The organism is Pseudanabaena sp. PCC 7367 (assembly GCF_000317065.1).
GTDB lineage: Bacteria > Cyanobacteriota > Cyanobacteriia > Pseudanabaenales > Pseudanabaenaceae > Thalassoporum > Thalassoporum mexicanum.
In genome coordinates this window covers 1-12,512 of sequence record NC_019701.1, presented here as the reverse complement: position 1 = coordinate 12,512, position 12,512 = coordinate 1, and the positions used below count along the sequence as shown (strand labels likewise).

Below are 12,512 nucleotides of genomic sequence, written 5' to 3'. Positions count from 1 at the left end.
GCATATTAGGAATGATGATCATTTGCATCCAGCCTCATAACAGCAAAAACCCGTTGAACATTCAAGCTCATCGGGTTAGATGGAGAGAAATTACTTAAGATTTTGATCGGCTATCACTCGACGTGGCGCAAAAAACTTAGTTGCGTGAAGCCTTAATTAAGCTCTAAGCCGTCATAAATGAGTAATTAATTCTTGATGCGATCTATAGGATGCCCCAGAAGTGCAGAACACCCTGACCAGCGATCAATTCAGTAGCGAGAGCAGCAACGAAGCCGATCATAGCTAGACGACCGTTCCAGTTTTCAGCGCCGGTGCTGAAGCCCCAAGACCATGTGTTGCGTTCTTGATTTTCCATTTTTATTAACCTTCTTAAATTTGTACCCTACAAGTTGAAATGTAACAGAACATAAAGAAGGTTGCAACAGTTCTTAATCTTTTCAGCCCTAGGATATACAAAAGGTGGATTGCCCATCAGCCAAAGGATAGGCGCGATCGCACTAATGTCATCAAACCAATAAAAAAGCGCCAAGAGACGCTAGAAAACGGTATTTTGTTAGAGAATGTTGGCAATTCTATCGTCTATGTTAAGGGCTCTACTGTTTGGGCAATATAGCGATTAAGTTCTGCCAGGGCAAGCTGCAATTGAAGAGTTGGGTTCATGGCGATCCATTCCTGACCAACTTTTTGCCAAACTTCGTAATGCAAATGGGGGCCAGTTGAGTAGCCAGTGCTGCCCACAAAGCCAATCACTTCGCCTTGTGCCACTTCCTGACCTGGCTTGACCACCAATTCAGCCATATGGCCATATCGGGTTTCGAGCTGATCGCCGTGGGAAATCACCACCGCCAAGCCCAGTCCACCGAGCCAACCAGCAATTTCTACGGTGCCGCTGTAGGTAGCCAGTACAGGCGTACCAGTTGGAGCAGCAATATCTGTACCCTGGTGTAGTTTGGCAACCCCAGAGATGGGATGCACGCGATAGCCAAAATAAGACGAGATCACCGCTGGGATCGCTAGCGGGTAGATCATTGTTGTGTCGTCATTCCCAGGCAGGCTCATTTGTGCCAGTTCTTGATCACTCAGTTGCCGTAGCGCAATATTAATTGTCGCTTCCTGACCATAGGAATCAACGTAGGCATAGCTGCTGGCAGCGATCGGCTGGTAGTCGTGATATACCGGTGGCGCACAGAGGTTGGCATCAACCGCACCCAGATTACTCTCGGCAGTCTGGCAACCGGTGCTGCGGTTTTCCATTACCACTTCCACTGACTCTGGCGCAAAGTCAACTGCGGGCGCGTCGATTGCGGGCGCGTCGATCTGTACCACTGGTTCTGGGTAATCTGAGGACTCTGGGTAATCAGAATTTGCATAGCTGTCATAGCTCTCATTTCCAGCGGCATAATCTGGCGTTGCCTCCATTTGCACTGCGGGAGCTTCGAGCTGGACGGCGGGCGGTGTTACGGGCAATCCTGGAGCGATCGGCGCAGGTGCGACTTCAGCGGGAGCCGCGTCGATCATAATTGGATCGGTTTCTACATAGGACTTGCTGGCTGCCTGTGCCTGATTGGCGGTTGTGCCACTGGCCACAAAGCAAACCATTGTGAGTAAGGTCAGGGTTTGGAGTGAAATTTTTTGCATTAGCCTAGCCCAGCAATATTGATAGATAAATTACTTGAGTTAATTTAGTTAGTCAATCGGAATTTAACTTAAGCTGAATCCAGCATCAGGCGATCGCTAACCTGCCTAACCTTTACCCTATATATCCTAATGAAATCATACCTGGTTTATATCTACATAAGCCAGATTGACCCTGCCATTGTACCGCCAGTTCCCCAGTTTGGTGCAATCGCTCAATTTTGCCTGTTTTGCCTTGCCACTGGATCTGGCGATCGCCCAATAAATCCAAATACTCGTTCAGGATTTTAGCAATTCCATATTTTGCAAACTGTTCATATCCTGCCACTACCCCCGATAGGACGATCTTGGTGAGGGCTTCGAGGGTGGCGATCGGCGTTTCTAAATAGCCCAGGGCAATGCCATGCTCAGGCACTGGATTCAACCAATTAATGCCAATCCCAACCACGGCATATTTGACCATGCCTTGACTTATTTTTGTTTCGGTTAGAATACCACCTAGCTTTTTGCCGTTAAGCAATAGATCATTGGGCCATTTGAGGTTCAAGTTGAGATTATTCTTACTATGGCGATCTGTTTGGCAATTCTTAAGAGATTTTTGCAGGCTGCTGGCAAAATTATTTTTAGAGTCTGGGCTAGTAGTATTAACGCTCACACCGATCGCACTGATCAATGCCCCATGCAAAGCCTTTACAATTCCCCAGGCCGTAAACATCGTAATTTGTGCCGCCAGAGGCGCAGGTATAGCTCGATTTTGACCAGGCTGCAACACGATCGACAGATATAATCCACCTGCATTCGATTGCCAGGTGCGCCCCCATTGGCCCCGCCCTGCGGTTTGCTCCTTGGCGATCACCACCAGTCCAGCGCCTTTACCTTTTTCAATCAAGCGCCAGGCTTCTTTATTGGTGGAGTCAAGGCGATCGCAATACCACAAATCCAGATCGCTGAATAACATCGCCTTAATCTTCTATGTGCAAATTAATTCTAAACCTAATTGATCTACCGATTGGCGAACCAAACCACATATTCCCGCACCGCCCAAAAGTTAGGGTCTTCTTTATCGGTCACCTCCACATCCGCAAGAGGTACATAGCCAGTTTTGCGGCCTTCTTTAGCTTTAATTATGATGCCGTAGAGATCATCACTAATTTCATCATCGATCGCAATAGCTTTCATTTTATGCCCCAAGCCAAATGCTTGATCTGGTTCAGGGCTCTCACCAAAATCATCTTCCATCCGCTCCACTTGAAACGGGAAGACTAAATTATCGCTAAGCCATGTTAACCAATCTCTTCTTTCCCATTCTTCGTACTTTTGATCCCATAGCTCCTGGTTACCCTCATCCCAGGAAGAATCATAGGGGGCAAGCTCAGACATAATTATTGACCTCACTCAGCTCAAATAAATTTAAATAAATTCAGATAGATTCAAGCAAATTCAAATAAATTCAGATAAAAAAGTAAAAGCTAGTTAATCCCAGCACAGACCTGCCGATCCTCGATCGCCACATCCGCGCCATGCTCCAGGTAATCAGTCAACCAGAGACAACTTCGAGCCAGCATGGTATCTAAATCAAGGGTTTCCGCATTCCAGAGTTTGACCGTACCATCACGGCTGGCCGAGGCAATCACTTTGCTGTCAGGGCTAAAACTAACCCCATTAACCTCTGCTGTATGGCCATTAAGGGTTTTCAGGAGCGATCCATCACTGAGATCCCAGAGCTTAATTTTACGATCGGCTCCAGCCCTTGCCAAGATCTGACCATCGGGACTAAAGCCCAGGCCATAGATCCAATCATCGCTATTTTCTATGACTTCAATGAACTCGCCAGTTTCCCCATGCCAGAGCTTAAGTTGCCGATCCTTACCCGCTGAGGCAATCAACTTCCCATCGGGGCTATAGGCGATCGCCAATACTCCACCATCATGGGAATCGGCAATATTTTTAATCAAGCTGCCATTCACATCCCAGATCTTGATCATGGCATCATCCCCCGCTGAAACTAGCTTCTGACTATCAGGGCTCCAGGCAACTGCCCAAATAATCCCAGTATGACCAGTGAGGGTGTTTGCCAGGGTGCCATCAGGCTGCCAGATTTTAACCGTTTGATCGGCACTGGCGGAGGCAATAAACTCCCCATTGGGACTATAACTAACATTGTTTACCCAGCTTTCATGGCCAGTGAGCGTATGCATAAGTTTGCGACTAGCCAGATCCCAGATTTTAATCGTGTTATCTTTGCTGCCAGTGGCGATCGACTTGCCATCGGGACTGAAACTAATGCCGTAGATTGTATCGTTGTGGCCACTTAGCTGCCCTAGCTCCTCACCCTGGGCATTCCAAATTCTCACCACCTTATCTACACCCACCGAGGCGATCGTTTCACCGGTGGGGCTAAATGCCGTTGCCCAGACCGTAGAGCTATGCCCCTTGGCGTTGAATAGCAGGTTATTGGTCGATCGCCAATAGCGTACGGTTTTATCCTTGCTGGCCGTGACCAGAGTTTCGCCATCGGGGGCAAAATCCACATCAAACACTGCATCTTCATGGGCTTCAAATATGGCTTCCAATTTGCCATCTAAATTATGAATTTTTACTTTGGTGTCGGTGCTAGAGGTGGCGATCGACCTGCCATCGGGGCTAAACCTTAAACCCAACACATCGCCGTCATGGGCAGCGATCGTGTTAATCAGCTTTGCCGTTGGGATTGAATGATCAAGCGAATTAGCAGTTTGAGTAATTTGATCAGTGCGATCGAGTTCATTGGTTCCAGTGTTTTCACCTGGAGCAGCCGCTAAGATCTCATCTGAATCATCCCAGTTTGATCCAGAGTGATTATTTGCAGGTAGTGATGCTAACTCCCAGATCCAAACCTGGCCATTACTATCGCCTGCCGCCAGCTTTTGCCCATCGGCACTAAATTCAACTCGCCAGACCACGGTGGGCTGAGTTTGCGATCCAGATAAGTCAAGGGTAAGCAATCGATCGCCCGCAGCACTCCATAGCTTGACCGTGCCATCTGCACTGGCAGTAGCAAGCATTCTGCCATCGGGACTATAGCTAACCCCATAGACCGCATCTTCATGGCCGACTAGCGATCGCCAGGGTTGAATATTAGCAATAATTTCTTTACTTGCCTCGCCAGCGATCAAATCAGCAACTTGCCAGATTCTCACACTGCCATCACTAGCCGCAGTCGCAATCTGAAGATTATTCGGGCTAAAGCTAACCCCATGGATCGAAGCAGCATGAGCCTGGACAATCCGAATTACACTGCCCAGACTCAAATCCCACAAAATCAGGGTTTGATCCTCGCTTACCGAGGCTAAATATTGGCCATTTGCACTGAAACTTAAATTTCTGACTGGTTGCTTGTGACCAACTAACCCCTTTAGGAGCTTGCCATTACGCTGCCAAATTTTAATGCCATGATTCCAACTGGCAGCAGCGATCATGTTGCCGTCGGGGCTGAATCTAGCCGCATAACTTGGGGATTGCCCGCTCTCGAACCGATTTAACTCTTGCATTTCATGGATCGCCCCTTGCAAAGCGCCTAGCGTATCTCGCTTCACTTGCGGGTTGGCCTGGGCATGGGGTGAATGTTTGAGTTTATGTCCGGCTCGTACCGCCGTGATCATTGACTCTAATTGATTGTCGAGCAATAGCAGTGCTTCAGACGAAGCCACGATCGCTTTAATTTCCTTCACCTCGGCCAGTTTGCGTTGAGACTCTGCCTGCCATGCCAAACCTGAAATTGCGGCCAGGGCAGTGATTGCACCAACTAGAGCACCTTTGATTAAGCGATCGATCCGGGTCTGTGAGAGTGCCGCCTTGCGCCGCATTTCCATTAGCTCAGCAATTAATCCCGATTCCTGGTGTTGGCGAATGAAAGCCACCAAATAGTCATGCACTAATTGGTAACGCCTGGTTGCTATTTCTGGCAATTTGAACACTAGGCCAGAACCCACCAGAATCTCCAGAATTAAATCCAGCTTATTGGCATCTTTGCCCAGATCGTTGGCCAATTCAGCATAGGTGCGGATCGGGCGGGTGTCATGCTCATCGGTGAGCGACAATAATACCTGTTGGGCGGCAAGTTCGGCGTTAGCACCGCATTCTTTGATTAATTGTCCTAGCGATCGCTCCACCAACCGCTGGGCTGGCCCTAATTGCTGATATTTAGCCAGCGTGGTGATATTCTCGGCCTGGAGTTGAGCGCCTACGACTTGCAATTCGATCGGTCGTACTGCCCCCAGATCAGCGGCCAGATCGGCAACCAGTTGATCGATCAAGGCTGGCTCAAATTGACATTGGGCTTGCGCAGTCAGGCTATTGATCACAGCACGGGCATCGGCCAGGGAAAGGTTGCCAATTTGATAGCGCCAATGCCGACTGAGCAGATCGGGAATGGCTGTTAGGGTCTGGCTTTGATTGGGACTTTGGCCATGACTGAGTCTAGATCGGCAAAATAGCTCGAATTCTAATAATAAATGCAAATAATCTTCCCGAATCGACAGCACCAATCGCACCAGGGGAATATCCATGCACAATCGTAGGAATTGGAAGAATTGCTGGCGTGAATTGGGGTTGCGGCAGGTAAAGAAAAACTCTTCAAATTGGTCAAAAATCAGCACCACGAGGGTCTGGCGATCGCTGAGATGGCGGATTTGTAGTAGCAATGTTTCAAGCTGCACTTCAGTTTGATCGGTAGTATTGGTGGGGCGATCGGCTTGATGCTGCGCTCCGGATTGATTCGATTGCTCAAATTGATTTGTTTGATTGATTTGATTGAAAGCAGTAGATTGAGCTAAATCAGGATTCAATTGCCCCAATCCACTAGCCAGCGATCGTTGCAGTAATTCAACCCAGTTACCATAAACGCTGATCACGATCGGCAAGACCGATTGCCCCGCCAGGGATGAAGTCGCCTGAAAAGCAGGCACCAGACCCGCATTAACCAGCGAGCTTTTACCCACCCCCGAAGCACCGTGCAAGATCGTTAATTTATAATCGCTATGGCTGATGCGCTCCCGTAACCGCACCACATCCTGCGATCGCCCCGAGGCTTTGATTTCCGCCGCCATCTCCATTGGCCGGATCTGCTGGGTGGCGGTGGTGAGATTTCCCGGCTGTTTGCGTGCCTGCAACCGTCCTGCGCCAATGAAGGCCAACCAACCATATTGTTGTTGGATTGCATGTTGCTCTTGCTTAGTCCGAAAGGCTTCAATATATTTACCGCGATCGTAATAAATTTGCCTCAGCACGCTCAGAACTTCAATGTAAAGCTGGGGATGTTTCTGGGCATCCACATTTGCCTGAGCTTGCAACAGATTTGCCTGAGCCAGTTGAGGTTGATTGAGCTGAATCAGGGCTTGGGCCAGCAACAGTTGATATTGCCCTAAATAGGTGAGATAGATCTGTTGGGCAAATTCAGTATAGGTAGTGGGAATATTTGGTGCAGTTAGGCGATCGGGTGCTAGGCGATCGAGAGCATATGCCTGGGTTTGGTTGTTGTCTAAGCCGATCGATGCGGCGATTGCCTGCTGATGGATATCCAGAGCTAGTTGAGCATAATGCTTAGCTTCCTGCCAATTTTGATCATGGAGCGCTACTTCGGCTAAAAAACTATGGGCATGGGCAAGTCTGGTTTGGGCATGGATATTATTGGCTACAGGTCGATCGCCAGTCGCAATAATGCCTACTCGACTAGAAGCGGTTAGAGCCGACTTAGCATGATCTGGGTGAGGTGTAATTAAGCTAGATTCAGATTCATTAGATGCAGATTCATTAGATTTAGATACAGATAATTTAGCCCTGGTCGATCGATTGGTTTGATTGATTTGCGCTAAATTGGTTGCTTGGCGATCTATGTGATCTAGCCCCGTGGCAGCATACCTTGCTGGAGCATGATTCGGGATTGCTTGGTCAAGGCCAGCAAATTGAAGATGTAGCGCGATCGCCCTTTGTGCCAACTGAGCCAACTGCTCCCATTGCTGCTGGTGATGCATTACCACCCCCAGGGTATTAATATACTTGGCCGCAAGATCGGCGCGATCGGCCTGCTCAAATACATCTATGCATTGCTTAAGGTATTCACTTGCGGTGCTTAAACTTTGTTCTTTCTGCCGCGAATCGCTCAGGGCATGGTGCTGCCACCAGTTCCCCAGATAATAGAGCAACATGCCTTGTTTGAGTCGATCGCCACATTTACGCCAATAGGCCAGGCTGTCTTGATAATGTTGGCGGGCTACATAAATTTGATGATCGCCATAGGCTTCACGACCAATCAAAAAATCCAGGCTCGCTTCCAAGTGCGGACTGAGCACATAGTTTTGGCGCTTGATTTCTTGAATTGCTAAATTTTGTTCCAGGCGTTGAGCCGGACTAATTTCCCGATCGATAAGGTGATCGTGGAGGCTGGGGCAGAGTTCTGGATCAAGTAAAATCTCAAAAATATAACTGGCACTTTGGCTAAGGGATTGGCTCAGCTCAGAGGCAGAAACCACAAACTCGATCGGTGGGGCAGACCAACTCACCAGTTGGGGCGCAAATTTATAGATCGCTTTCAAGCTGTCGTCATTCAGCCATAAGATCAGCGGCATGGCCAAGTTCGCGCGCATTTGTTCGCGCAGTTGAGCGATTTGAGCCAGCCAGCCAGCAGCATCAGTTCTGTGGGCGATCGCTCTTTCTAACCCCATGATCATCAGGGCTGAACCAGTTGATTGGGCAGGTGAATTTGCACTGTTTTGCCTTTGATTTTGCTCTAGGCCATTGTTGATATTGGGAGCAAAAGTAGTGAAATCGTCAACATTATTAATCCTAATTGCATTACCGATCGCTTCAGAACTGGTTAGCTCTGGAGACTGATTAAGGTGATTTCTAGAGATCTTGGCACTAGAAGCGCTAGCCAGAATGCTGGTTTTTTGCTTGCCAGCCAGTGAACCATTGGCAGCGTTGGCAATCGAGCCAGGTTTTAAAGCAGCGATTAAATCTGCGGCCGTAAATTTTGCACCCTCATTAGCACCTTGGCCAGTTGTAGAGCCTGTAGAGCGGGTAGAGCGATCGCCGAAATCAAGCCAATTTTCTTCAATCCTGAGTTGGCAATGCTTTTTGAGCTTATTAACAACAGATGTACGCAATTGATCATAATTACAACGCACCAGAATCAGCGAGAACTGCCCCTGAGAAAGGTTGATCGATCGCGCCAAAGCTTGCCAGGAACGTTCATTCAATGAATCTAGTTTGAATTGTTGCTGCTCAATTGCCATTATTTCATTGCTCGATTGCCGGCCTTGCAAATTAGAGGGAGGGTTTATAGATTGGAGTTATGGCTAGTTGCTATTCATAGCGCGGATATTATTGATGGTTTGCCGCTGCCATTTCCCTAAACTGGGCAATGTCCATGTTGCCCGACGTTAGATTTCATCTCGCTCTTTACTAAATATTTATTTTTGTATAAATCGTCTACGTTAGCAGGTGATCCTCACCCAATTTAAATTTAAATTGTTATGGCTTAGTAGCCCTTGTTACGGCTCAATAAAACTGTTGCAGAATCTAATATGGCTAACAGAGAAGCACGAATCGTTATTTAAGCATTTAGAAGCATTTAGGCAAAAAGTTTAATAGAAAATCAAGTTAAACAGACATAGCCAAAATTTTATCTAAGTCATTTTGCTTAATAGATTAGATCAAAATTAAGCTAGCTTGCCATCAGAAAGTTAAATCATAACGATAAATTCCAAATTGATTTAAGTCTCCATCAAACCCAAAGAATCCCAAAGAATCCCAAAGAATTAAGATGTAGTCTGGAAAATCGCCCAACCATAAATAAATATCAATTCAAATAGTTGATTCAAAATGTAAACTAGTTCTGTACAAAACCGCACAAAACCGCTGATTGAGTTTCAAGGCAGCAGCAGGAATTAACAGGAATTAGAAATGGCGCAAAAAAAGCGAGTCTTATCAGGTGTTCAACCCACCGGCAATCTTCACCTGGGCAATTACTTAGGCGCGATCCGCAACTGGGTTGAGATGCAAGCTGATTATGACAGCTTCTTTTTTGCCGCCGATCTGCATACCATCACTGTGCCCCATGATCCTGAAAACCTGGCCGAGAACACTAGACGGATGGTGGCTACCTATATTGCCTGTGGCATTGATCCGGTGGAAACTACTTTGTTTGTGCAATCGCATATTTCCGCCCACGCCGAGTTGACCTGGCTGCTCAATTGCATTACGCCGCTCAATTGGCTAGAGCGCATGATTCAGTTTAAGGAAAAAGCCCTCAAGCAAGGTGAAAACGTTAGCGTGGGTTTGCTTGACTATCCGGTGCTGATGGCGGTGGATATTCTGCTCTATCAAGCTGATCTGGTGCCCGTAGGCGAGGATCAAAAGCAGCACCTCGAACTTACCCGCGATATTGCGATCCGCTTTAATGACAAGTTTCGTTACGCTGACGGCAAGAAAGAGGCCAAGGCCAAAGATCTCAAAACAAAAGGCGATCGCAATGGTGATAATTCCGAAGCTGCGATCGGGCGAGTGTTTAAATTACCAGACCCATTGATCAAAAAAGAGGGCGCTAGGGTAATGAGCCTGAGTGATGGCACCAGCAAAATGTCTAAATCCGATCCATCGGACATGAGCCGGATTAATTTGCTTGATCATCCCGATTTGATCGCCAAAAAAATCAAAAAATGCAAAACTGACCCGATTCGTGGCCTGGAGTTTGATAATCCCGATCGGCCAGAGTGCCATAATCTACTAACTTTGTATATGCTCCTGGGCAATAAAACCAGAGCCGGGGTGGAAAATGAGATCGGCTCAATGCGGGGCTGGGGCGATTTCAAGCCCAGACTCACCGAAACAACGATCGAAGCGCTGCGGCCAATTCAGGCAAAATATAACGAGTTAATCAGTGAACCGGACTATTTGGCCAAGATTTTGGCCGATGGCAGAGAAAAAGCTGGCGCGGTGGCATTTGAGACGCTATACCAGGCCAAGTCGGCATTGGGCTTTCTGGCTAAATAATTAACTTGGTAATCAGCTTGCTCTTTTACTTTAATCAATTCAGTTTGATAGGTAATAGTTGGCAATGAAGTGATGGGAATGTGAAGCGATCGCCCATAATCATAAACTTTAGCTGGTACATAAAAAAGCCTGTCATGCTCAAGCTAAGCACCCTCCCCTAAAACTAAAACTATGGTGGTTGCTGCTCCGATCGATTAAATCCTTTAATTCTGGCTATAATCCCTCATATCTAAATTGGTTGATTGCTTAACTATTCAGCCCTACTTACGATTTCCGCCCTCAATGCTTTTTGCCGGTGCATCGCCCTCCTTGGCAATGTGATAAATGCGATCGCTAATTTCCCGGAGAGCTTGCGCCATTTCGGGATCTTTTTCCTGTTGCTGGGCGATCTTATCGCAGCTATACATCACCGTCGTATGGTCTTTGCCACCTAATTCATCACCAATTTTGGGCAAGCTGAGGCTGGTATGCTGCCGCATTAAAAACATTGCTACCTGACGCGCCAGGGAAATAGTCCGTTTGCGCGAACTCCCCCGCATGGCTTCAGCTTCTACCTCAAAATATGCCGCCACCAGGTCTACTACTTGAGCAGGCGCAATCTCCACTGGTTCTTTGGGGGCATTCAGGACTGGCGAAACGTTATCCACGGTCATGGGCAAACCGGAAATTGAAATATAGGTAACCGCCCGTACTAAGGCTCCTTCTAGCTCTCGAATATTAGAGGTATAGCTAGCGGCAATGTAGTGAATCACTTCGCTGGGAATGCGCAGATTTTCATATTCGGCCTTTTTTTGCAAGATCGCCATGCGGGTTTCTAAATCGGGCACCTGCACATCGGCAATCAATCCCATCGAAAACCGCGAGCACAATCGCTCCTGGAGCCGGGGAATCTGGGCTGGGGGGCGATCGCTGGCCAGAATAATCTGCTTACCGCTTTCGTAGAGCGTATTAAAAGTATGGAAAAATTCTTCCTGGGTATATTCTTTGCCTTCAATAAATTGAATATCATCCACCAGAATCATATCCACATCGCGGTAATGCTCCCGGAACGCCTGCATACTGTCCTGGCGGATCGCACTGATCAAATCATTGGTGAATTGCTCGGTTGAGACATAAAAAATCTTTTGATCGGTGGAAATTTCTAACCGATAGTGGGCGATCGCCTGCATTAGATGGGTCTTCCCCAGCCCCACCCCACCACACAAAAACAGCGGGTTAAATTCCCGCCCCGGCGACTCGGCCACCGCCAATGCTGCTGCATGAGCCATACGATTGGTTGCCCCCACCACAAACCGCGAAAAAGTATATTTGGGGTTGATTTTGCCCGTGCGCACACCATTACTATTACTGCCATTGCTGGCATTAGTAGCACTTGGACTGTCCTGGCGATCGCTACCATTGGAATTGCTATTTCCGGCTCTGACTAAATTATTGGCACCAGCTGCTGTAATCTCGGTGGGTGTGTCATCAGAGAGCAAAATAATATCTTTGTGGCCATAGACATCCTCCGGCATTTCCACCGCATTGGAGTCGAGTTGTTGGGCAGTAAGAATTTGCACCTCCACTGTATAGCCCAAAATCTCGGCAACTACTTCCTTGAGGCGATGATAATAGTATTTAAACAGCCAGTTGCGGGCAAAAGAATGGGGCGTGCGCAGCACAAACTTTTCCGGCGTTAGTTCTTCGGGTAGCGCAGTTTTGATCCATGATTCCAGGGCAGGGCGACTCACCTCGCCTTCGAGGTATTCCAGCACCATTGTCCACAGTGTGTCTTTGGAGATGTCCACAGGTGTTCGGCCTTTATCTTAAGTATCTTAAGGTAGCTAAGAAGGTAGCTAAGATTATTA

7 protein-coding genes are annotated in these 12,512 nt (G+C 47.6%); 1 reads left to right on the top strand and 6 read right to left on the bottom strand.

All coding sequences use genetic code 11. The annotated features are described in order from the left end of the window. Nucleotides 1–202: 202 nt before the first annotated feature. The 5 genes from PSE7367_RS00035 to PSE7367_RS00015 form a co-directional block, all read right to left on the bottom strand. Nucleotides 203–355: a chlorophyll a/b-binding protein gene (locus PSE7367_RS00035; protein ID WP_015163302.1), complete on the bottom strand. Its 153-nt coding sequence runs from the start codon at nucleotides 353–355 to the stop codon at nucleotides 203–205. 224 nt (nucleotides 356–579) lie between these two features. Further along, entirely contained in the window at nucleotides 580–1,638 is a 1,059-nt protein-coding gene (locus tag PSE7367_RS19845) for a M23 family metallopeptidase (protein WP_015163301.1), read from the bottom strand. Nucleotides 1,639–1,750: 112 nt separating this feature from the next. After that, a complete protein-coding gene (locus tag PSE7367_RS19840) occupies nucleotides 1,751–2,593 on the bottom strand; it encodes a biotin--[acetyl-CoA-carboxylase] ligase (protein ID WP_015163300.1) in 843 nt (280 codons plus the stop codon). Between the two features lie 44 nt (nucleotides 2,594–2,637). After that, on the bottom strand, nucleotides 2,638–3,015 hold the full coding sequence (locus PSE7367_RS00020) for a calcium-binding protein (protein ID WP_015163299.1): 378 nt from the start codon (nucleotides 3,013–3,015) through the stop codon (nucleotides 2,638–2,640). 89 nt (nucleotides 3,016–3,104) lie between these two features. Then, nucleotides 3,105–8,906 (bottom strand): WD40 domain-containing protein, encoded by a 5,802-nt coding sequence (locus tag PSE7367_RS00015; protein WP_015163298.1) that lies wholly within the window; start codon nucleotides 8,904–8,906, stop codon nucleotides 3,105–3,107. Between the two features lie 670 nt (nucleotides 8,907–9,576). Between PSE7367_RS00015 and trpS the strand changes: the two genes are divergently transcribed. Next, a complete protein-coding gene (trpS, locus tag PSE7367_RS00010) occupies nucleotides 9,577–10,665 on the top strand; it encodes a tryptophan--tRNA ligase (RefSeq protein ID WP_015163297.1) in 1,089 nt (362 codons plus the stop codon). 260 nt (nucleotides 10,666–10,925) lie between these two features. Here the strand turns inward: trpS and dnaA are convergent, their stop codons facing one another. Beyond that, nucleotides 10,926–12,452, bottom strand: coding sequence for a chromosomal replication initiator protein DnaA (gene dnaA / locus PSE7367_RS00005; protein ID WP_015163296.1), 1,527 nt, complete (start codon nucleotides 12,450–12,452; stop codon nucleotides 10,926–10,928). Nucleotides 12,453–12,512 lie beyond the last annotated feature (60 nt).

Coding starts and splice junctions, on each gene's coding strand:
- PSE7367_RS00020 (WP_015163299.1), bottom strand. CDS start 3,015: ATGTCTGAGCTTGCCCCCTATGATTCTTCCTGGGATGAGGGTAACCAG.
- PSE7367_RS00015 (WP_015163298.1), bottom strand. CDS start 8,906: ATGGCAATTGAGCAGCAACAATTCAAACTAGATTCATTGAATGAACGT.
- PSE7367_RS00035 (WP_015163302.1), bottom strand. CDS start 355: ATGGAAAATCAAGAACGCAACACATGGTCTTGGGGCTTCAGCACCGGC.
- trpS (WP_015163297.1), top strand. CDS start 9,577: ATGGCGCAAAAAAAGCGAGTCTTATCAGGTGTTCAACCCACCGGCAAT.
- PSE7367_RS19845 (WP_015163301.1), bottom strand. CDS start 1,638: ATGCAAAAAATTTCACTCCAAACCCTGACCTTACTCACAATGGTTTGC.
- PSE7367_RS19840 (WP_015163300.1), bottom strand. CDS start 2,593: ATGTTATTCAGCGATCTGGATTTGTGGTATTGCGATCGCCTTGACTCC.